At 71.7% G+C, this 20,759-nt stretch carries 21 protein-coding genes; 9 read left to right on the plus strand and 12 right to left on the minus strand.

Annotated elements, in window-relative coordinates:
- Nucleotides 1-10: 10 nt before the first annotated feature.
- The 3 genes from ACFVTR_RS06925 to ACFVTR_RS06935 all read left to right on the plus strand — a co-directional run bounded on the left by ACFVTR_RS06925 (nucleotide 11) and on the right by ACFVTR_RS06935 (nucleotide 2,730).
- Nucleotides 11-1,012: a LacI family DNA-binding transcriptional regulator gene (locus tag ACFVTR_RS06925; protein WP_387035888.1), complete on the plus strand. Its 1,002-nt coding sequence runs from the start codon at nucleotides 11-13 to the stop codon at nucleotides 1,010-1,012.
- 133 nt (nucleotides 1,013-1,145) lie between these two features.
- Nucleotides 1,146-1,577 carry a D-ribose pyranase gene (gene rbsD / locus ACFVTR_RS06930; protein ID WP_387035890.1) on the plus strand — a complete coding sequence of 144 codons (432 nt, stop codon included), beginning with the start codon at nucleotides 1,146-1,148 and terminating at the stop codon, nucleotides 1,575-1,577.
- A 19-nt stretch (nucleotides 1,578-1,596) separates the two neighbouring features.
- Nucleotides 1,597-2,730 (plus strand): P1 family peptidase, encoded by a 1,134-nt coding sequence (locus ACFVTR_RS06935; RefSeq protein ID WP_387035893.1) that lies wholly within the window; start codon nucleotides 1,597-1,599, stop codon nucleotides 2,728-2,730.
- On the opposite strand, the gene ACFVTR_RS06940 is transcribed toward ACFVTR_RS06935, so the two are convergent.
- The 6 genes from ACFVTR_RS06940 to ACFVTR_RS06965 form a co-directional block, all read right to left on the minus strand.
- On the minus strand, nucleotides 2,701-3,624 hold the full coding sequence (locus ACFVTR_RS06940; RefSeq protein ID WP_387035894.1) for an alpha/beta hydrolase: 924 nt from the start codon (nucleotides 3,622-3,624) through the stop codon (nucleotides 2,701-2,703). The genes ACFVTR_RS06935 and ACFVTR_RS06940 overlap by 30 nt on opposite strands.
- A gap of 2 nt (nucleotides 3,625-3,626) precedes the next feature.
- Entirely contained in the window at nucleotides 3,627-4,547 is a 921-nt protein-coding gene (locus tag ACFVTR_RS06945; RefSeq protein WP_387035896.1) for an ABC transporter permease, read from the minus strand.
- Nucleotides 4,544-5,647, minus strand: coding sequence for an ABC transporter permease (locus tag ACFVTR_RS06950; RefSeq protein WP_387035899.1), 1,104 nt, complete (start codon nucleotides 5,645-5,647; stop codon nucleotides 4,544-4,546). The genes ACFVTR_RS06945 and ACFVTR_RS06950 overlap by 4 nt, the downstream gene beginning before the upstream one ends.
- Nucleotides 5,644-7,188, minus strand: coding sequence for an ABC transporter ATP-binding protein (locus ACFVTR_RS06955; protein WP_387035902.1), 1,545 nt, complete (start codon nucleotides 7,186-7,188; stop codon nucleotides 5,644-5,646). Before ACFVTR_RS06955 ends, ACFVTR_RS06950 begins: the two co-directional genes overlap by 4 nt.
- Nucleotides 7,189-7,257: 69 nt before the next feature.
- The gene (locus ACFVTR_RS06960) at nucleotides 7,258-8,301 is read right to left on the minus strand and encodes a BMP family ABC transporter substrate-binding protein (protein ID WP_387035903.1); all 1,044 of its coding nucleotides are present in this window, start codon (nucleotides 8,299-8,301) and stop codon (nucleotides 7,258-7,260) included.
- Nucleotides 8,302-8,509: 208 nt separating this feature from the next.
- Nucleotides 8,510-9,325, minus strand: a complete 816-nt coding sequence (locus ACFVTR_RS06965; RefSeq protein ID WP_387035905.1) for a LuxR C-terminal-related transcriptional regulator — start codon at nucleotides 9,323-9,325, stop codon at nucleotides 8,510-8,512.
- Nucleotides 9,326-9,429: 104 nt separating this feature from the next.
- Here ACFVTR_RS06965 and hxlB point away from each other — a divergent pair, with 104 nt between their 5' ends.
- Complete coding sequence (gene hxlB / locus ACFVTR_RS06970; protein WP_387035907.1) at nucleotides 9,430-10,008, plus strand: 6-phospho-3-hexuloisomerase; 579 nt, start codon at nucleotides 9,430-9,432, stop codon at nucleotides 10,006-10,008.
- 42 nt (nucleotides 10,009-10,050) lie between these two features.
- Nucleotides 10,051-10,674 (plus strand): 3-hexulose-6-phosphate synthase, encoded by a 624-nt coding sequence (hxlA, locus tag ACFVTR_RS06975; protein WP_387035910.1) that lies wholly within the window; start codon nucleotides 10,051-10,053, stop codon nucleotides 10,672-10,674.
- A 254-nt stretch (nucleotides 10,675-10,928) separates the two neighbouring features.
- Here hxlA and ACFVTR_RS06980 read toward each other — a convergent pair whose 3' ends face one another.
- A complete protein-coding gene (locus tag ACFVTR_RS06980) occupies nucleotides 10,929-12,083 on the minus strand; it encodes a DUF4232 domain-containing protein (RefSeq protein WP_387035913.1) in 1,155 nt (384 codons plus the stop codon).
- A gap of 149 nt (nucleotides 12,084-12,232) precedes the next feature.
- Here ACFVTR_RS06980 and ACFVTR_RS06985 point away from each other — a divergent pair, with 149 nt between their 5' ends.
- The 3 genes from ACFVTR_RS06985 to ACFVTR_RS06995 are packed head-to-tail and all read left to right on the plus strand — an operon-like array spanning nucleotide 12,233 to nucleotide 14,087.
- On the plus strand, nucleotides 12,233-12,586 hold the full coding sequence (locus ACFVTR_RS06985; protein ID WP_387035915.1) for a PadR family transcriptional regulator: 354 nt from the start codon (nucleotides 12,233-12,235) through the stop codon (nucleotides 12,584-12,586).
- The gene (locus tag ACFVTR_RS06990) at nucleotides 12,583-13,344 is read left to right on the plus strand and encodes a hypothetical protein (protein ID WP_387035917.1); all 762 of its coding nucleotides are present in this window, start codon (nucleotides 12,583-12,585) and stop codon (nucleotides 13,342-13,344) included. Before ACFVTR_RS06985 ends, ACFVTR_RS06990 begins: the two co-directional genes overlap by 4 nt.
- Nucleotides 13,341-14,087 carry a hypothetical protein gene (locus ACFVTR_RS06995; RefSeq protein WP_387035919.1) on the plus strand — a complete coding sequence of 249 codons (747 nt, stop codon included), beginning with the start codon at nucleotides 13,341-13,343 and terminating at the stop codon, nucleotides 14,085-14,087. Before ACFVTR_RS06990 ends, ACFVTR_RS06995 begins: the two co-directional genes overlap by 4 nt.
- 89 nt (nucleotides 14,088-14,176) lie before the next feature.
- Here the strand turns inward: ACFVTR_RS06995 and ACFVTR_RS07000 are convergent, their stop codons facing one another.
- Nucleotides 14,177-14,842, minus strand: coding sequence for a hypothetical protein (locus tag ACFVTR_RS07000; RefSeq protein WP_387035922.1), 666 nt, complete (start codon nucleotides 14,840-14,842; stop codon nucleotides 14,177-14,179).
- Nucleotides 14,839-16,311, minus strand: coding sequence for a cardiolipin synthase (gene cls, locus ACFVTR_RS07005; RefSeq protein ID WP_387035924.1), 1,473 nt, complete (start codon nucleotides 16,309-16,311; stop codon nucleotides 14,839-14,841). Before cls ends, ACFVTR_RS07000 begins: the two co-directional genes overlap by 4 nt.
- A 30-nt stretch (nucleotides 16,312-16,341) precedes the next feature.
- Here cls and ACFVTR_RS07010 point away from each other — a divergent pair, with 30 nt between their 5' ends.
- On the plus strand, nucleotides 16,342-16,866 hold the full coding sequence (locus tag ACFVTR_RS07010) for a DUF3467 domain-containing protein (protein ID WP_387035926.1): 525 nt from the start codon (nucleotides 16,342-16,344) through the stop codon (nucleotides 16,864-16,866).
- An 89-nt stretch (nucleotides 16,867-16,955) separates the two neighbouring features.
- On the opposite strand, the gene ACFVTR_RS07015 is transcribed toward ACFVTR_RS07010, so the two are convergent.
- The 3 genes from ACFVTR_RS07015 to ACFVTR_RS07025 all read right to left on the minus strand — a co-directional run bounded on the left by ACFVTR_RS07015 (nucleotide 16,956) and on the right by ACFVTR_RS07025 (nucleotide 20,747).
- Nucleotides 16,956-17,588, minus strand: coding sequence for a glyoxalase (locus tag ACFVTR_RS07015; RefSeq protein WP_387035928.1), 633 nt, complete (start codon nucleotides 17,586-17,588; stop codon nucleotides 16,956-16,958).
- Nucleotides 17,589-17,694: 106 nt separating this feature from the next.
- Nucleotides 17,695-18,543 carry an SMR family transporter gene (locus ACFVTR_RS07020; protein WP_387035929.1) on the minus strand — a complete coding sequence of 283 codons (849 nt, stop codon included), beginning with the start codon at nucleotides 18,541-18,543 and terminating at the stop codon, nucleotides 17,695-17,697.
- Nucleotides 18,540-20,747 (minus strand): alpha-galactosidase, encoded by a 2,208-nt coding sequence (locus tag ACFVTR_RS07025; protein ID WP_387035930.1) that lies wholly within the window; start codon nucleotides 20,745-20,747, stop codon nucleotides 18,540-18,542. Before ACFVTR_RS07025 ends, ACFVTR_RS07020 begins: the two co-directional genes overlap by 4 nt.
- Between the last annotated feature and the right edge of the window lie 12 nt (nucleotides 20,748-20,759).

Raw genomic sequence — 20,759 nt, forward strand, 5'->3', positions numbered from 1 at the left:
TGGAGGGCGGATGGCGAAGTCGCAGCGACCGACGATCGTCGATGTGGCGAAGGCCGCGGGCGTCTCGGTCTCCACGGCATCCAACGCGCTGACCGGCGTCCGGCGTGTCAACGCCGAGACCAGGGCCAAGGTCCGCCGCATCGCCGATGAGCTCGGCTACGAGCCGAACCTCGTCGCCCGGTCGCTCGCGAGCAAGCGCTCGGGCATGATCGGCATCGTCGTTCCCGACGTCACCGACCTGTTCCTCACCGAGCTCGTGCGCGCCGTCGAACGCGCGGTGGCCGACGAGGGGCTCTCGCTCCTCATCGGCGACAGCGGCAACGACGCCGAGCGTGAGGAGCACTACCTCCGGGCCTTCGAGGACCGACGCGTCGACGGGCTCCTCCTCATCCCGACCGCCGGCACGAAGCTCGCGCGCCTGAACACGCTGGCCGACGCGGTGCCAACCGTCGTCGTCGACCGCGAGGTCTACGGCTGGACGGGCGACTTCGTCAGCTGCGACCATCGCCGCGGTGCGGAAATGACCGTTGACCACCTCGTTTCCCTCGGCCACACCCGCATCGCACAGCTCGCCGGCGACCAGGAGCTCTCGAGCGCGCGAGCCAGGCATGCCGCCGTGCGGGCGCGCATGGCCGAGCACGGGCTCTCGGTCGTCACCGAGGGCTTCAGCGCCTTCACGATCGACGACGCCGTCGATCAGGCCCGCCGCCTCATCAGCCTGGCGTCGACCTTCACCGCGCTGTGCGCGGGCGACGACATGCTCGCCCTGGCCGCGATCGCGGAAGCGCACCGCACCGGCATCGCCCTCCCCGACGACCTCAGCATCGTGGGCTTCGACGACATCTCGTACTCGGGCATCTCGTGGCCGCCCCTCACCACCGTCCGCCAGCCGGTCGACGGAATCGCGGGCGAGGCGACGCGCCTGCTGCTCGAACGCAACGGCGGACCCGGTCGCCACGTGCTGCTGCAGCCCGAGCTCGTCGTGCGCGAATCGACGGCAGCCGCCGGCTGAGCCGGTCGCCGACCGCCGTCCGCGCCCGCACGGTCGCTCGCGTCCTGGCTCCGACGACTCCGCGCACCCTCTTGACATCACCGTCGCGGCGGGCTCTACTTGGAGCAATAACGTTTTTGCAAAAGGAGACCTCATGCAGCGTGGCAGTGCACTTCTGAACCGGCAGCTGAGCGCGGCCGTCACCGGCCTGCGGTTCGGCGAGATCATCGTGATCGCCGACGCCGGCCTCCCCGTTCCTCCCGGGGTGGCGACGGTCGACCTCGCCCTCACCAACGGCATCCCCTCGGTCGACGCGGTCGCCCGCGTCCTCCAGGCGGAGCTCGTCATCGAGGAGGTGATCGTCGCCGCCGAGATGCGCAAGGTCAACCCGACCGTGAGCGCCTCCGTCGACGAGGTCTTCGCCGCCGCAGGCACCCGCGTGCGCGAACTGCCGCACGACGACATCGAGGCGCTGCTGCCCACCGCGCAGCTCATCGTCCAGACTGGTGAGACGACCCCCTACGGCAACGTGCTGCTCGTCGGCGGGCTCGACTTCTTCGCCCTCGGCATGGCCGACGGCGACTGATCGGCGAGGAGGCCGGAAGATGCGGGCGACAGACCTCGGCGTGCGGTTCGGCGGCCTCCCTCGCGGCCCGCTGAACGCCATCACCGACGTGCCGGGGGTGCTCGTCGGGCACAGCACCGTGATCGAGGGCGAGGGCGCGCTGCGGGTCGGCGACGGCCCGGTCCGCACGGGCATCACCGTCATTCGGCCGCACGGCGGCGAGCCCTTCGCCGAACCGGTCTTCGGCGGGTTCCATCGACTCAACGGCAACGGCGAGTTCACCGGCATCCACTGGGTAGAGGAGTCCGGTCTCGTCACGGGCGACATCGGCCTCACGAACACCCACTCCGTCGGCGTCGTTCGCGACACCCTCGTCGACATGGCGGCGAGACGCCTGGGCTCACGGGGCGACGAGTGGTTCCTCCCGCTCGTCGGCGAGACGTGGGACGGCGTGCTGAGCGACATCGTCGGGCAGCACGTCACCCCGCGCCACGTCCGCGAGGCGTGGGGCGACGCCCACGGCGGCGCGGTTCCCGAGGGGTCGGTCGGCGGCGGCACCGGCATGATCTGCCACGGCTTCAAGGGCGGCATCGGCACGAGCTCGCGGGTCGTCGCCGTCGGCGACGACCGGTACACCGTCGGCGTGCTGCTCCAGGCCAACCACGGCCGCCGCGAGCGCCTCAGCATCGCGGGCGTCCCCGTCGGCCGGCTCATCCCGGAGGCCGAGTTCCCGGTGCCCGCCTCCGCGCCCGGCCAGGGCGCGGGATCGGTGATCGGGGTCATCGCGACAGACGCCCCGCTGCTCCCCCACCAGTGCAGGCGCCTCGCGCAGCGCGCCGGCCTCGGCATCGCCCGCTGCGGGGCGGTGGGCGAGCACTCGAGCGGCGACCTCTTCCTCGCGTTCTCGACCGCCGCCCGCGGTGCGATCCCGGCCGACGACGGACACGACGGCCGCGCCGAGCTCCTCGAGCTGACGAGCCTCTCCAACCGGGCCGCGGGCCTGCTCTTCGACGCCGTCGTGGATGCTGCCGAGGAGTCCGTCGTCAACGCGATGCTGGCCGCCGCCACGATGACGGGGAGGGACGGCGCCACGGCGCACGCCCTCCCCCACGACCGCCTCCGCGAGCTGTTGCGCACAGACGCCTCAGCGCAACGCGTCGCGCACGAAGGCTGACGCCGAGGCGATCGCCGCATCCGACTCGGGGAGCATCCCGGCGAAGAGGTGCCACACGTGGAACGCGTGGCACCATTCCTCGACGAGCATCCGCTCGCGCCCGGGGCGCGCACGTTCGGCGAACGACTCGATCGAGCCGGCGAGCAGCTCGAGGCCGCCGTACTGGATGAGCATCGGCACCGCCGCCGCATCGGGCGGGGCGGCCTTCGCCGGGGCCGGTGCGACCGCGAGGCGCCGGGCCCGGCGCGGCCGTGCGTCCCGTCGCACCGCCGTGAGCATCTCCTCGTTCAGCATCGGATCGCGGATCTCGCGCTCGCCCTCGGCCCTCGCATCGATCGCCGTCAACGGGCAGAACAGCACGACGGCGGCCGGCAGCGGCTCGCCGCGGCGCTCCAGCTCGGCCACGAGAGCGAGCGCGAGGTATCCGCCGGCCGAGTCGCCCGCGAGCACGACCCGCGCCCGCGGCCGCTCGGCTCGCAGCGCGTGGAGCGTGCGCACGGCGCTCGCGACCATGTCGTCGATCGCCGCCTCGGGGGCGAGCGGGTACGCCGTGCTCAACAGCTCGAGGCCGCACGCGGCCGACAAGTGACTCGTGATCGACCGCGCCGTCGACGGCGCCCCCACGCGGAACCCGCCGCCGTGGAGGTACAGGATCACGTCCTGCCGCACGTCAGCGCCGATCGGCCGCACCCACTCCGTCCCGCGCTCGGGCATGCCTTCGGCCGGCTCGACCACGACGTCGGGCGAAAGCTGCAGGCGCGACGCCCAGGCCCGGAAGGCCCAGCGCTCCTCGCGCAGCCGCGTCGGCGGCGGGCCGGACGGCACCTCGAGCGTGCGTCGCAGCCGGAGGAACTCGTCGCTCGCCGGCGCCGCATGGACTCGCCACTCTCCCATGATCAGTGCCGCAGCACGCGTCGGCGGACGGGGTCGATGCGGCGCTGCTGCACGGCCGAGGCCGCCGACAGCACGACGAGGGCGAGCAGGTACGGGATCGCCTGCACGACTACCTGGGGCAGGCCGGTGTCGCCGAGCTGGATGCGCAGCCCGAGCGCCTCGACGATGCCGAAGAGCGCGCAGCCGAGGACAGCCGCGACCACCGTGGTGCCGATCATCGCGGCGATGATCGCCGTGAAGCCGCGCCCGTTGGTCATGCCGACCGAGAAGCTCGTCGCGGGGCCGAGCGAGAGCTGGGCGCCCGCGAGCCCGGCGAGCACGCCGCAGAGCACCGTCGTCGTCAGGCGCACCCGCGCCACTGAGAGCCCAGAGGAGCGCACCGCCAATTCGCTCTCGCCGAGCGCCCGGACCCCGAGTCCCGTGCGAGTGCGCGTCAGGAACCACCAGACGGAAGGGATCGCGAGGACGGCCACGAGCACGAGGGGCGTCTGCCCGCGGAACAGGTCCCCGAGGAACCCCCATCCGGACACCCAGCCCGCCTCGATGCGTGGCAGCCGCCCGTCGGTCACGACGATCGAACTGCTGCCGCCCGTCATCTCGCGGGTGAGTAGCGCGGTGAGCCCCGCTGCGAGCAGGTTGGCGGCGATGCCGGCGACGATCGCGTCGACGCCGGCCCAGTAAGTGGCCACGGCGACCACGGCGACCAGCGCGACGGATGCCGCGGCGCCTGCCAGCACGGCAAGCAGCGCGTTGCCGGTGGCGACGGCGGTCGCCGCCGCGGCGAACGCGGCGACGAGCATCTGCCCCTCGATGGCGATGTTGAAGAAGCCCGAGCGGAAGCAGACCAGCGCCCCGAGCGCCGCGAGCACGAGCGGCGCCATGGTGGTGAGCACCGAGCCGAAGAACTGCGCGTCGATGGTCATGGCGCCACGGCCTCCTCGGTCTCGGTCTGCAGTGGAGTGGGCGGCGACAGCGCCGGCGGACGTGGATGGCGCCCGATCCGCCGGCGCCCCGACCAGCGGATGACGACGTGCGCACTCGTCGTCAGGATGATGAGCGCGATCATGACGTCGACCAGTTCGGAAGGGATGCCGAGGGTGATCTGGGAGACCTCGCCGGCTTGGCGGAGGAGCGCGAAGAGGAACGCGACACCGACGAGGGCGACGACCGAGAGCCCGCCGACGAGCGCGACCGCGATGCCGTCGAACCCGAGCCCCGGGTTGAACCCCTTCGCGAGGCGATGCTGCACGCCCAGCACCTCGGTCGCGCCGACGAGCCCGGCGATGCCGCCGCTGACGAGCATCGCCCTGAGGAACACCCGCACGTTCGGCACGCCCGCGTAGAAGGAGAACGACGGTGCGGCCCCGAAGAGGCGCGACTCGAGGCCCCAGACCGTGAAGCGGTAGTAGACGGCGACGATCGCGACGACGGCGAGGGCGAGCGCCACGGCGACGGTCGCGAGCGAGTGCGGGGCGAGGGACGGCAGCCACAGCTGCTCGGGGATCACCTCGCTCGACTCGGTGTTGCCGGCGTCGCCGCGCGGCGCGAGCGGGCCGGTCACCAGCAGGGTCACGACGATCGCGCAGAGCGGGTTCATCACGAGCGTCGTGATCACCTCGGGCGTGCCGAAGAGGAGCCGGAGCAGGGCGCAGACCCCGGCGACCGCCGCGCCCGCGACGATCGCCGCAGCGATGCAGAGGGCGATGCCGACGACGGGATGCAGCTCGCGCCCGATGCCGAGCGCAACGACGCTGCTCGCCGCGGCTCCGAGGTAGATCTGGCCGTCCAGGCCGAGGTTGAAGGCGCCGTCTCGGAACGCGATGACCCCGGCGACGCCGGCGAGCAGCAGCGGCGCGAACCAACGCAGTGTCGAGTCGAGGTTGGCGCCGAAGCCGGCCCCGATGGCCTCGATGAACCCGACGACGTCGTTGCCGGTGGCGAGCATGACGAGCGCCGAGGCGGCCAGTCCCACCGCGAGGCCGAGGAGGCGGAGCGCGATGGAGCGGAGCATCCGTGTGGTCATGAGGCCGCAGCCGTTCGTTCGAGGGCGCGATCTGCCTCGGTCTCCGAGCCCGGCGGCGTTGCGGACACCGCAGCGGCGCCGGTCATGTACACGCCGATCTCGGCCGGGCCGGTGGTCGCCGGGTCGAGCTCGACGACGATGCGCCCCCGGGAGAAGACCACGATGCGGTCGGCGAGCGAGAGCAGCTCGTCGAGCTCGGTGGAGAGCAGCAGGACGGCGCACCCGCGCGCCCGCGCGCCGGCGATCGCGGCGTGGATCCACTCGATCGCCTTCAGGTCGACGCCCCGTGTGGGGTGGGCGGCGAGCAGCACTGCGGGACGGGTCGAGAGCTCACGGGCGACCACGACCTTCTGCATGTTTCCGCCCGAGAGCGCGCCGATCGGCAGCGCGGCGGAGGCGCCGCGGATGTCGTACTCGGCGATCGCGGCGTCGACGGCCTCCCGGGCGGCGTTCGCGCGGGTGAAGCCGAAGCGCGCGTGCTCGGGATCGCGGAAGCGGGTCGCGACGAGGTTGTCCTGGATGCTGAGCGTCGGGGCGACACCGGTCTCGAGGCGATCGGAGGCGATGTGGGCGACGCCGAGCGCCCTGATCTCGCGGGGACTCCGCCCGGCGAGCGCGGCGCCGTGCAGCTCGACCTCGCCCGCCTCGAGCCCGCGGAGTCCGGCGATGACCTCGACGAACTCCTCCTGTCCGTTGCCGTCGATACCGGCGACGCCGACGATCTCGCCCTCGTGCAGGGTCAGGTCGGCCCCGGCCACCGCCGGGCGTCCGCGATCGCCGCGCGCGCGGAGCCCGCGCACCGCCAGGGCGACCGGTCCCGGGTCGAAGGCCGCCTTCGGGCGGCGCACGGGGTCGTCGCCGGTCATGGCGCGGGCGAGGTCCGCGGCCTCGAGCCCGACGCAGTCGAGCCGCGCGACGACGGCACCGCGCCGCAGCACGGTCACCTCGTCGCACGCGGCGAGCACCTCGTCGAGCTTGTGCGAGACGAACACGACGGCGGTGCCCGCGGCGGCGAGGCCGCGCATGAGCTCGACCAGCTCCGCGATCTCGCCGGGCGCGAGCACGGCGGTCGGCTCGTCGAGCAGGAGGACCCCGGCCCCGTGCTGCAGCGCCTTGACGATCTCGATCCGCTGCCGAGCCCCGACCGAGAGCTTGTCGACTCGCGCTCGGAGGTCGAGGGCGAACCCGAGCCCGGCGGCGACCTCCTGGGCGTGTCGGCCGACCTCGCGGAGGCTCAGCCGTCGCGGCTCGCCGGCGGACCTCGCCGAGAGCGCGAGGTTCTCGAGCACCGTCATCGACGGGGCCTGCGCGAAGTGCTGGTGGACCATGCCCACTCCGGCGACGCGTCCAGCCGGGGCGGACGTGGTGGAGGTGCCGAGCACCCGGACCGAGCCGTGATCCGGCTGCTCCATGCCGAACATGATCTTCGAGAGCGTCGACTTGCCCGCGCCGTTCTCGCCGATCAGTCCGTGGACGGTGCCGGGCCGCACCGCGAACGAGACTTCGTCGAGTGCGATGAGCTCGCCGTACCGCTTGGTCACGCCGATCACCTCCACGGCGGGCTGTCCCGGTGTCCGGCCTGGGTCGATCCGAGTGCTCGGCATGCCGGATCAGTTCCCGGTGCCGGGCTCGGACGGGTCGGCCTCGACGACGAGCTCGCCGGACCGGATGGCCTCCCATGCCGCGTTCACGGCATCGACGGCCTCGCCGCCGCGGGGCGAGCCGGATGCCTCGGCCCAGGCCGCGACCTCGTCGAGGATCTGCTGCCCGCCGGCTTCGCTCAGCTGGTAGACCGTGTGCTCGCCGCCCGCGAACTCTCCGCGGCAGGCGTCGGCGAGCGGTTCGCCGAAGGTCAGCGGCTGCGTGGCGACGATGCCCTCGGGGTAGCTCTCGATGCGCTGCGCGGTGTCGCCGATCACGAGTGCTCCCGCGTCCTTGGCGGTGTCGATCACCCCGATGTTCGACTGGTCTGCCATGGCGAAGACCAGGTCGACGCCGTCGTTGAGCAGGGCTGCGGTGTTCTCGCTGCCCTTCGCGGGGTCGGTGTAGGAGTTCGTGTAGGTCACGGTCAGCCCGAGATCGGGCCGCACGCTCGCCGCCCCCTGGATGACCCCGTTGATGACGGTGTTGCTGCCGGGCTCGGCCATGCCGTTCACGACGCCGGTGCGTCCCGCCTCGCTGAGCGTCGCCGCAGCGACCCCCCAGAGGTACCCGGTCTGCTCGTACGAGAACGAACTGCTGGCGATGTTCGGGTGCACCTCCTCGCCCTCGGTGTTCGTGAACTGGTAGATCGCGACGAAGTCGGTGTCGGGGCTCTCGTCGGCGACGGCCACGGTGGCATCGCTCATCGGGGGGAAGGTCGTGGCGATGAGGTCGTAGCCGTCTCGTGCGGCGGTGCGCAGCGTCGACTCGTACTGGTTGACGTCGGCCACGACGATCGACTGGGTCTCCCAGCCCTCCTCGGCGCAGACGTCGAGCCCGTCGGCGACGATCTCACCGCCCGAGGTGCCCGGGTCGAGGGGCTGGTTCGAGACGAGCAGCACGCGCTGGGCGTCGGCGTCCGGCGGCGACGCGTCCGCCCCTCCGGAGCATCCGGCGAAGAGCATGACGGTTGCCGCGGACGCGGCGAGTGCTGTGGAACGACGAGCTCGCATGATCACTCCTTGGGACAGTGCCGCGTGAGGCTCCGCGGCGGTGCGGAACGTTTCGAGCAGTTCTCAAAAACGTTTTTGCAAGAGTAGGACCAAAGTCGCCGTCTGTCGAGAGGGAAATGCCTTTCGTTCCGGCCCGGACATCGGATCGAAGCCTTTTCGCAACATCCGCACCCGACGAACGCCGGCGGAGCGCGGCCGCGATGACAGCTCAGCGAGTGAGCGCCCCCAACTGCGCGCGCGAACGTGCGCCCGACTTGCGCAGCAGGTTCGAGACGTGGAACTTCACCGTGTTCGCGCTGATGCCGAGCTCTGCCGCGATCTCGTCGTTCCTCGCGCCCGCCGCGACGAACCTCAGCACTTCGCGCTCCCGCTCCGACAACGCGCCGGCGGACGGCAGCGCCTCCGGATCGGCCGGTGGGTCGAGCGGCAGCCGCACCTCCAGGGACGATCCCCAGCCGGGCGTCGAGGCGACGCCGAACTCGCCGTCCAGCGCCGTCACCCGCTCGGCGATCGGCCGGAGGACGTCGTCATGGGCCGAGAGGCGGCCGGGGCCGTCGTCCCGGATGCCGATGAGGAGGTTGAGCCCGTCGCAGTCCCATTGGATCCGGACACGGCGCGTCTCGCCCTGGTCGACGAATCCGAGCACGGCGTTGCGCACGATCGCCCGCGCCGCATGGGCGACTTCGCCCGGGAGGGCGCGGCCGGTGGCCGGGGGCTCGACGAACTGCACGTCGAGGTCGCCGAACCGCACCAGCGGGCGGAGGTCGTTCCGCAGGCGGGCGAAGGCCCCCACGACCGGCTCGAGCGCATCGCTGTCGCGCTCGTCGGTCGCCACGCGCAGGCTGACCAGCGCACTCGCGGCGATCTCGACAGCCATGTTCCGGGCCGCGCGATCGTCGAGCCGGGAAGAGCGGAGGATCGCCAGCATCGACTCGAGCGTCACCGCATGGCGGTCGGCCTGGTCGGCGAGGATTCGCGCCTGCTCGCCGAGCATCCGGCGGGACAACGGCTTCGGGTTGCTCACGCGGACAAACTACCCGCCCCGAGCGGCTTCCCATCCTTTCGAACGGGGAGAACCGGACGTTCGGGTAGTCCGATCACCGCTGACGAGCGTCCAGCATGGACGCCATGCACGCACAGGACACCCCCGTCGGCGACGCCTTGGCGACGATCCGCGACGAGCTCGAGCGGGTGGTCGATCGACTCCGCCGTGACGAACCCGCGTCGCTGTCCGCCGTCGCGGCCGAGATCAGCGCGGCGCCGCGGGTCTTCGTGCTCGGCGCGGGGCGTTCGGGCCTCGCCCTCCGGATGACCGCGATGCGCCTCATGCACCTCGGACTCGACGTGCACGTGGTCGGTGAGGCCACGGCACCGGCGATCGCGCGGAACGACCTGCTCCTGACGGCCAGCGGATCCGGCACGACCGCCGGAATCGTCCATGCCGTCCGGACCGCGACCGACGGCGGCGCGCGGATCGCCGCGATCACGGCCACCGCCGACTCGCCTCTCGCCGCCGCGGCCGACGCCGTCGTCATCGTGCCCGCCTCCGACAAGCTCGATCGATCGGGGGCCGCCTCTGCCCAGTACGCGGCCGGCCTCTTCGAGCAGTCGGTGATGCTGATCGGCGACGCCGTCTTCCACGCGCTCTGGAAGCGCTCGGGGGCCGACCCCGAGGAGCTGTGGCGGCGTCACGCGAACCTCGAGTGACGCCGCCCCGAACACCAACACCCTGAGATCGAAGGAACAGAGATGAAACTGCAATTCGCCATGGACACCCTCAGCACCGAGTCGGCGCTCGAGCTCGCGGCTGCCGCGGCCCCTCACGTCGACATCCTCGAGCTCGGCACTCCGCTGATCAAGAGTGCGGGCCTGTCGGCGGTCACCGCGGTGAAGGCGGCTCACCCCGACAAGGTGGTCCTCGCCGACCTGAAGACGATGGACGCCGGCGAGCTCGAGGCCGAGATCGCCTTCGCGGCGGGCGCCGACCTCGTGACGGTGCTCGGTTCCGCCGGAGACAGCACGATCGCGGGCGCGGTCAAGGCCGCCCGGAAGCACGGCAAAGGCGTCGTCGTCGACCTCATCGGCGTGCACGACAAGGCGGGGCGCGCGAAGGAGGTCGTCGCGCTCGGCGTCGACCTCGTCGAGATGCACGCCGGACTCGACGAACAGGCGGGCGACGGCTACACGCTCGACTCCCTGCTCCACGACGGCGCGAGCGCGGGAGTGCCCTTCTCCGTCGCCGGCGGCGTCACCGCCGGCACGATCCCGGCCGTGCAGCAGTCCGGGGCGCGAATCGCCGTCGCCGGCGGCGCGATCTACGGGGCGCCCGATGTCGGAGCGGCCGCGGCCGCGCTCCGGGCCGCGATCGTCTGAGGCCCCCGCACCGGACCTCGCCACGTCGTGCGTGTCCGACCGGTTCCCCGTCGGACACGCACGGACGCGCGGGCCTGCACCGACGCGAGCGCCTCGGCGCAGGCCTTCGCCTGGGGTGCCCCCACCTCGGCGCGCGGAGGAGTGCTCAGTTGCCGATAGCCCAGTTCAAGGGTTGCGGCGCAGTGACGTCGGTTCCAGCGCGGGAGCGGCGCCGCGAGCGGACTCGCGACGCCGTTCCGACTGAGTGCGACAGCTCACGCCGGGGTGAGCGCCCCGATCTCGAGATTGCTCGAGCCGTCGGCGCACACCTCGAACGGAGCAGCGGCGACGACGCCGGGTCCGGCCCCGTCGGACGTGATGTACGCCCGCACGTGGTCGGCGGTGATCGCCTCACAGCTCAATGACTTCGGAGTGAGGGCAGTGCCGAACACGGTGGCGACGTCGCCGTTCGCGAGGACGAACGGCTCGCCGTCCGCTCCGACCGCGGACGAGAAGCCGATGGGCGTACCGTCGGCCGCCTCCACGACCAGTCCGGGCCAACCCCACATCGCGCACGACGTGTCGCTCGCGTTCGTGAAGACGAACTCGAATGCGTCCGCACCGTCGGCCGAGCGGTCGGGCCGCGGGACGAACTCGAGGCTCAGCTGCTCGTCCTGGCACTTGGCGGGCAGCTCGGGCTCGGGCTGCGGCTCGGGCTCAGCGGGCGGAGTCACCTCGCCGGGTGCTCCGTGGAGCGCGGTCAGCGGTCCGAGCGACAGCGTCCAGGTTCCGTCGATGCAGACCGGGATCTGCACGTCGTCGACGATGCCGCCGCCGGCGCCGTCCGACGAGATGTAGGCGCGCAGGTGGTCGGAGGTCGCCTCGGCGCACCCGATCGCGGCAGGAACCTCGGCCGTTCCCTCGGCGACGGCACGGCCGCCGTTCGGCGGCAGCACCGCGCGCTTGCTCGTGTTCCCCGAGGCGAGCGCCCAGGTCAGCGTCGCGCCGTCGGCGTCCTCCGCGACGAGGCCGGGCCACCCGTCGAACGAGCACGGCTGCGACGCGGTGTTCGTGAAGACGAGGTCGAAGGCGTTCGTCGCGGACGTCGAGCGGTCGGGACGCTCGACGTAGTCCATGGTGAGCTGCACGTCTTCGCAGTGGACGGGTCCTCCCTGCGCGGGGCGGTCCTTCTTGTGCGCCTGTGCGGTGACCTGCCCACGGTCCGCGTTCGCCACCCTCACGGCGGCCGAGGTCGCACGGGCGTCGGCCGTCACGATGTCGGCGGCGGGCGCGGGTGCCGATGCCGCTGCTGCAGGGGCCTTCGCGCCGCCGGCGTCGAGCGCGCCCGCGACGAGCGCCGATCCCCCGGTGAGCACGACCGTCAGCGCGACTCCGACGGCTGCTTGGAACATCACCCTCTTGGTGTTCATGTCGTTCCCTTCTGCGCCGCCAGATCAGGCGGCTCGAGGGGGACGCTAGCATATGGGCAGATATCTTCCTATAGGTTGTCCGATATCTTCCTATAAGTCGGTCCGATATCTTCCTATACACCCCGGAGATATCTTCCTATACTGACTCCATGCCACGCAGACGAGAAGGCCGACTGGTCGACCTCGAGGTCGACATCCTCGGCGCGGGTATCGAGCTCCAGGCCGAGGACGGCGATTTCTACGGCTTCGCCCTCGCGAAGCGCATCGCCGACCGTTCCGAGGCCTCGGCGCTCACCGCGCACGGCACGCTCTACAAGGCGCTCGGCCGCCTCGCCGAGCGCGGCCTGGTCGAATCCGCGTGGGAGGATCCCGGGATCGCCGCGGCCGAAGGCCGCCCACGACGGCGGCTCTACCGGGTGACCGGCGCCGGCGCGGCCGCATGTCGCACTGAGATCGAGCAGCGCACCGCGCCCGCACTCAGCCCCCGGTCGGCATTCGCATGAGCGACATCAGACTCGAGCCCGATGGAGCGCTCGAGGCCGAGGGAGCACGTGAGCTCGCGGCATCCGCTCGCACACGGCACCCCGCAGCCGGGCGCATCGACGCCGCCGTGATCGGCTGGTGCCGCTGGTACACCGCGGAGCTGCCCGACGAGGTCGCAGCCGAGCGACGGGCCGAGCTCGCCTCCGACCTCTTCGAAGAGCGTGCGAACTCCGGGGCAGGTGCGGGGGCGTCGATCCTCGGCAGGGCCGTTCGCGGCATCCCCGCCGACCTCGCCTGGCGCGGTGCTCGTCTTCGCGGGGCGACGCTCGACGCACCGAGGGGCACCTTCCCGCTCGCGATGCCGGCGCTCGCGCACCTCGCGGCGATCGCGCTCGTGGCGTGGGGTGGGTTCGTCGTCTGGCGTGTCGCACGCAGCATGCTCCTGGGCAACTGGCACGGCGCGGCCGACATGGCCGAGCTCACCATCGTGGGCCTCGTGCTCGCACTCGTCGGGTCATGGCTACTCATGGTCGCGCGACGCCGCGGCTTCGCGGGGCTCGTGCTCGCGGTCGCGGCCTACCTGCTGATCCGCTTCGGCACGTACGCGCTCGTGGACACGAGCCTGACGTTCACCGAGTTCTACTCGTCGTCGACCGCGCAGATGGTGCTGCTGAACCGGTTGGCGACCGGGGCCGCGGTGCTCTTCTTCCTCTCGATGAGCGCGTGGTGGGCGGCGCCGAGACGCACCGCCCCCGAGCCCGACGAGGTGTCGCGATGAACCTCAAGCGCATCATGGCCCCCATCGCGATCGGCGGCCTCGTCGTGTGTGCCGCGGCCGCCGGGCTCACCGTCGCCGGTGCGTACGGCGTCACGCCGTTCGCACTGCCCTTCGGCGAGGTCGAGTCGGCGGGGGTGTCCGGCGGGCTCGACGCCGCCGCGGCGAGCGCGACGACCGACGATGACGACGACGTCGTCGTGGTCGAGCCGTTCACCGCTGAGCTCGAGTCGACCGAGGAGCGCTCGGAGTACATGGGCCGCGAGCAGGTCATCGCGGAGTGCATGGGCCAGCAGGGGGTCGAGTACCTGCCCGCCGCGCCCTGGCTGAACCAGCACAGGCAGCCCAAGGGCCTCAGCTTCGAGCAGTCTGTCATCTTCCTGAATGCGCTGTTCGGCGAGTCGCGCGAGAGCTGGTCGGTCCCCGCTTCCGACTGGGAGCGACGCGGATGCCTCGGCGTCGGCGATCACGCGGTCGCCGTCGCACGGGCAGCCGGGACCCCGCTCTCCGCGCCGCTGCCCGAGCCCGACCCCGAGGCACTCACCTGGGAGGAGGCGGCCGCCGTCTACCAGGCGGAGGTCGACGCCTGCATGATCGAACACGGCTTCGGCGTCGATGACGACGGCACCGCCGCGTGGGAGCTCGCGATGTGGGGCGACACCGGCGCAGGGGCCGCCTACCGGTGGGATGAGGCGGGCTGCGCGGGCTACGCCACCCACGTCACCGGCAACGACAACATGCACTGAGCGGGCCCGCTGCGAGCGGCGGAGGCGCGTGCCGTCCCGCACCGCCGGCTCGTCGCCGTCTGAGACCTCCGCGAGCTGTCGAGCAGGCCTTAGTCGGGAGCACCGGGTGCATCGCGGAAGTAGCGAACCGCGACCGTTGCGACGAGCACCTCGGACTCACCGGCTGCGACCAACTCGGGAAGCCGATCGAGCAGATCGCCATCGTCCTCATGGACGACGTCGTTCGCGTGCCAGCCTTGCACCGGGAGCTGGCCGACGGTCGAGGGCTCATCGATCCGGTCATGCGAGATCTCCACGATGACGGTGAATCCATCCACTTCGATCCGCCCGTGGGCATACAGGTCCCCGCCCCACGTTTCGGCGGCCGTGAGGCCGAGTCGCCCGCTGAGCTCCTGGGTGGATGCATCGACGTCGAAACCTTGGCCGTTCCTGTCGGCCGGGGTGTACACGACCCGTTCGACGACGAAGCACTCGTATCCCATGACGTGTCGATCATCGAAACCACCGCGATCACTCGTCGGCGAGCCGCACGCATCCACCGTGCGATGCGCGGCCCGAACCGATCCCGCCGGAGCGGCCAGGTCGAACCCCGCGAGCGTCTGGTGGCCGTCGTCTCGTGCGTCTGCTGCGCCGGCCAGTTCGGCCTCGGACGGCCCGCGGGTGCATCCCGACACCCCGAACACGAGGGCGAGCAGCGCGAGGGCCGCGACTCCGTGACGCAACGCACCCGCGCGTCGCCCGCGCACGACCGTCACTGCAGCGCCGACGTCAGCCGTGCCACCCCATCCAGGAACGTCGCGGTCCCGGGCTCCTGCTTCCACTCCTCGAGCGTGAGCTCACGACTGATCGAGCGATATCCCTCCTCGACCTCACGCATGTCGCGCACGAACGAGGCGCCGCGCACGAGCATCGAGATCTCGAAATTCAGGTTGAACGAGCGGATGTCCATGTTGCTCGAGCCGATGACGGCGACGTCGTCGTCGATCGAGAGGTGCTTCGAGTGCAGGATGTACGGGCCCGGGTACTGGAAGATGCGGACCCCGGCCTCGAGGAGCGGCGTGTAGTACGAACGCTGGGCGTGCCACACCGACCCCTGGTCGCCGATCTCGGAGACGAACAGCTGCACCTCGAGGCCGCGGTAGCGGGCCGAGGTGATCGCGTACATCATCGCCTCGTCGGGCACGAAGTAGGGGCTCGTGATGATGACCCGCTCCTGCGCCGCGCCCACGAGCGAGAGGAAGAGCCGCAGGTTGTTCTCCTGCGGGAACGACGGTCCGCTCGGCACGATCTGGCAGACGAGTTCGCCGGGGCCGCCCTCGGCCACGACCTCGGCGGCCGGCACGTGGGCGGTCTCGACGAGCGACTCCCCCGTCTCCATGTACCAGTCCGAGCAGAAGACGGCGTTCACGGATGCCACGACGGGCCCGGTGACGCGGGTGACGAGCTCCTGCCACATGAGCCCGCGCTTCTGGTTCTTCGGCGAGTCGTAGTCGCGCGAGATGAGGTTCTGCGATCCCGTGAACGCGACGCGTCCGTCGACGACGACGAGCTTGCGGTGGTTGCGCAGGTCGGGGCGCTGGAACTCGCCCTTCAGCGGGCGGACCGGCAGCATGTAGTGCCACTCGAGCCCGATGCGGTCGAGTTCGACGGCGGTCGCGTCGCTCACGGTCACCCGGCGGGATGCAACGTGGTCGGCGAGGAGTCGAACCTTCACGCCGCGCGCCACCGCACGCTCCATCGCGGCGAAGAAGCCGCGGGTCGTCTCGTCGAAGGCGACGATGTAGAACTCGACGTTCACGAAGTGCTCAGCCGTGTCGATCTCGGCGGCCATGCGGTCGATCGAAGCCTGGTAGTCGCCGATGAGTTCGGCGCGGTTGCCGCCGACGGCGGGCAAGGCGGTGAGCACCCGGCTCTGCTCGGCGATCGAACTGAAGGCGGCGGGCCACTCCGACTGGCCGTCGACCGCGGGGAGGCCGGCGGTGCGGGCGGCGATCTCCGCGTCGATCTCGCGCTGGCGCTCGACGCGCTGCTTCGGCAGGCGCACGTTGCCGATGAGGAGGTAGAGCGCGACGCCCACGAACGGGATGAGGAAGACCGCGAGCAGCCACGCCATCGCGGCGGTCGGCTTGCGGTCGCGCGGGATGACGATGAGCGCGACGATGCGGATCGTCCAGTCGGCGACGACGAGCGCAATGGTGGTCACGACGGCGGGATCGATGTTCATGAGCGCGCGCTCTCGACGATGTCGCGGGGCATGGTCCTCCTCGAACGGTGCCGCCCGTCGGCCGACTCGCCGTCAGGTCGGATCGGCTCAACGATAGCGACGATCACGCGCCGTGCTCGGGATTCGCGCGGCGACGCGCGGCCTCCGGATACGACCTCGCTTGTCGCGCCTTCACCGGTGGACGAGAATGCGACGACGAACAGTCACGTCGCCGAGCGGTTGCGAAGGAGCACGATGAATGACGAGCATCTCCCGCGTCGATTCCAGATCGATCTGCCGGCGGACCGAGCCCAGGGGGTGTTCGCCGATTTCGCTCGCGTCTGGCACACGCCGAACGTCTTCGTCATGGACTACGTCGCACTGACGCAACCGCCGACCACCGTCGAAGACCCCGACGGGACGCGCGCGGTCGCCGTGCCCGGCCAGATCGTGAGCCGGATCCGCCTCCCACCCGAGCAGGTGTTCGAACTGGCCAAGGCGCTCACCCAGCAGCTGGAGGCATGGGAACAGGAGACCGGGCGCAAGCCTCCCGAGCGGCCGCTGTTCGACGGCTGAGCCGCCCGACGAACTCCCGGCGCCGCTGGGATGCACGCGACGACGCGCGGTGCCGCACTCCGGCACCGCGCGTCGCCTCGGACGGGGGCTCAACGCTCGGCGGGCTCCCACGCGAACCCGTCGGGGTCGGTCACCGTCGAGCCGCCGCCGACGAGGACGAGGCGGTGCGACCCCGTGCCCTCCTCGGGAACTCCGGCGTCCTTCGCGAGCGGGCCACGCCGGTAGAGGCCGAGCTGGATCGCGCCCGCCTGGTTCTCGAACTCGACGTAGCTGCGGCCGAAGCTCTTGCCGACGCGGAAGCCCTGCTCGACGTAGAAGCGCTTGCTCGCGAGGATGTCGTCGCCGCCGAGCAGCAGCACGATCCGCTCGACCTCGCCGGTGTCGGGCGCGGTGTCCTTCTTCGCGGAGGTCGCGATCTTCCAGACGCTGCCGTCGGGCGCCTGCACGACGCCGCCGATGCCCCACATCGACTTCGCGACGGGCCTCACGACGGTGGCGCCGGCGGCGACCGCCGCGTCGACGAGGCGACGCACGGCGGCGGGCTGCGAGACCACGAGCGAGGCCATGTATCCGCGGAACCCGGTGGACGGCGAGTCGGTCGCACGCACGCGGATGCGGCGACCGAGACCGAAGGCCTCGGCGTAGAAGCGCTCGGCCGCTGCCGGGTCGGCGGCCTCGATGATGATGGAGTCGATGGCGGTGGATGCGGTGATCGTGTTCATGTCGTTCACGCTATTTCCGGGCCGTGCAGGGCCGCTTCTCGATTCCTGACCGATCGCCGCGCGGGGTGGAGGCGACGCCGGACGAGACCGGCGCCGCCCCGCCCGATCACCCCCCGAGTCTGATCGCGACGATGCCCGCGACCGCGCACGCCGTCGCCGTCATGCGCCACCGGCTCAGCGGCTCGCGGAAGACGAGGTAGCCGATAGCGCCGGCCGCGAGCACCCCGGTCTCACGGAGCGCCGAGACTACCGCGAGCGGGGCGAGCGACTGCGCCCACACCACGATCGTGTACGCCGCGAGCGAGAGGATGCCGCCGAGCGCGCCCATCGGCGCGTGTCGCCGCATCCCGCGCAGCATCTCGGCCTTGTCGCGCGAGAGCATGAAGCAGACGAGCGGGATCGTGATGCCCTGCATGAGGAACAGCCACGACGCGTAGCCGAACGGCTCCCCCGAGAGGCGCACGCCCATGCCGTCGATGACCGAGTACGCCGTGATCGTGACACCGACCGCCACCGCCATCAGGGTTCCTGCCAGTCCCCCGCGGCCCCCCTTCGGCGACCACGACAGCGCGAACAGCGCGACGGCGACGACGGCGACGCCGGCCAACTGGGCCGGGGTCATCCGCTCGCCGAGGAAGATCGTCGAGATCAGGGTGATGCCGAGCACGGCGATGCCGCGGGTGAGCGGGTAGGTTCGGCCGAACTCGGTCTTCGCGTAGGCCGCGGTCAGCAGCACGAGGTACGCGGTCTGCACGGCGGCCGAGATCAGGAGGTACGGCCAGACCTCCTGCGGTGGGAGCGGGAAGACGAGGCATCCGATCGCCCCCACCAGCAGGTAGACCGTGCCGATGAGCGCCGAGGAGACCAGCCGGGCCGGAATCGCCTTGGCGATGGCGTTCCAGCTGCCGTGCAGCAGCGCCGCCCCGAGGACGGCGAGGACGATGCCGCCGCTCACGCGGCGGAACCGTGCGAATCCCCGCCGTCGACGCGTTCGACGCGCAGCAGCACCGCCTGCTCCGGACGCAGCCTCGGCATCACGACGCCGATCGCGCCGAGCGCGGCACCGTTCAGCTCGATCGGCCCCTCCTCCCACCACGGCGCCGGGTCGGCGCCGTGCGGGAGGCCGCCGACGAGCGCCGGCTCCACGCGGTAGACGGCGGTCGGCAGGAGGCCGGGCAGCCGGATGCGCCCGGGGCTCGCGACCGTGGCCCGAGCGAGCGACACGTACGCGAACAGGGCGGCCGAGCCATCCGATGCGACGACGCCGTTGACCGAGGTCGTCTGGTCCGGGTGATCGAGGCGCACGAGATCACCGCCGTGCAGCAGCTCGCGGTGCGCCTTGTGCAGGCGGATCCACTCCCCGAGCTCCGCGAGTTCGGCCGGGTCCGAGGTGCGCAGGTCCCACTCCACCCCGAGGTGCCCGAAGAGCGCCGTGATCGCGCGGAACGAGAGCGCGTGGAGTCGGTTGGTGATGTGCGACGCCCCCGAGGCGATGTGGGAGCCCATGAGCTCGGGCGGCACGAGCTGGGTCGTCCAGCGGTTGGCCTGCTGCCGGTCGATCGGGTCGTTGTTGTCGGAGACCCAGATGCGATCGGTGCGGTCGATCGCCCCGAGGTCGACCCGGCCGCCGCCCGACGAGCACGACTCGATCTCGAGGTCGGGGTAGCGCGACTTCAGCTCGTCGACGAGCCGGTAGTACGCGAGGGTCTGCTCGTGCACGCCGGGCCGCCCGGTCGACTGTGTGCCCGCATCGACGAGGTCGCGGTTGTGATCCCACTTGATGTACGCGATGTCGTACTCGTCGAGGATGGCGCACATGGCGTCCCTGACGTACGCGTAGGCCTCGGGGACTCCGAGGTTCAGCACCTGCTGGTGACGAGACTCGACGGGCAGCCGGCCACCGGTCGCCATGATCCACTCGGGGTGCGCCCGCGCGAGGTCGGAGTCGAGGTTCACCATCTCGGGCTCGAACCAGAGGCCGAACTGCATGCCGTGGCCGCGCACGCGGTCGACGAGCGGGTGCAGCCCGTCGGGCCAGACCTCGCTCGAGACGGTCCAGTCGCCGAGACCCGCCCGGTCGTTGCGGCGCGCGCCGAACCATCCGTCGTCGAGCACGAACCGCTCGATGCCGAGCTCGGCCGCACGGTCGGCGAGCTCGACGAGGGTGTCGACGTCGTGGTCGAAGTAGACCGCCTCCCAGACGTTGAGGGTCACCGGGCGAGGCGTGCGCGGGTGCTGCGGGCGCGCACGGAGGTGGCGGTGCATCCGCCTCGCCGAGTCGTCGAGACCGGCGCCGTAGATGCCGTAGACCCACGGGCTCTCGTATCGCTCACCGCGCGCCAGCCGCACCTCGCCCGGCAGCAGCAGTTCACCGCCGCCGAGCAGCTGCTCGCCGGTCAGCACCCGCTCCACCTGGTGCACGTGGTTGCCCGACCATGCGGTGTGCACGCCCCAGACCTCGCCGTGATCGAAGCCGAAGCCCGGCGTGCCCACCGAGAGGATCATCGCCGAGTCGAGCCCGGTGCGGCCGCGCCGCCCCTCGCGCCGGTGGGCGCCGACGGTCATCGCCCGGCGCTGGGGCGCGCGCTCGCCCGACCACCGGCCGGCGAAGTCGAGCACCTCGCTCGCGATGGCGGGGGTGGGCAGGCAGAGCAGGAGGTCGTCGAGCTGGTACGGCAGCTCGCCGAGGTTCTCGACCTCGGCGCGGGTGCGCACGACGCCGGCCTCGCTGAGCTCGACGGTGAGGGTGAGTGCGAGCCGGGCGGCGTCGTCGACCGCCGTGACGACGAGCGATCCCGCACCGTGATTCACGACACCGGCATCGGATGCCACGTGGAACACCGTGCCGTCGAGGCTCGCCGAGGTCACGCGCCAGATCGGCGACCACGCGGTCCCCTCGCGCGAGCCGCTCAGCCCGGGGCGCCCCATCCAGCCGCGGGCGTGCTCGGGGAGGATCGCGATGCGGACGGGCTCGTCGACCTCGCTCGGTGCGACCGGCAGGACGCCGCTCGCGAGGAGCGCTGAGTAGCCCGCCCCGTCGAGCTCGCCGCAGTCGGCCCCCCAGTGCACGACGGCGGGCAGGCCTCCGCCGAGGTCGAGCACGAGTGCGACGTCGCCAGCGCGCATCACGACGCCGGAGTTGGAAATCGGGGTCATCATCGGATTCCTCTC

Source organism: Agromyces sp. NPDC058126 (assembly GCF_042884595.1).
Taxonomy (GTDB): Bacteria; Actinomycetota; Actinomycetes; order Actinomycetales; family Microbacteriaceae; genus Agromyces.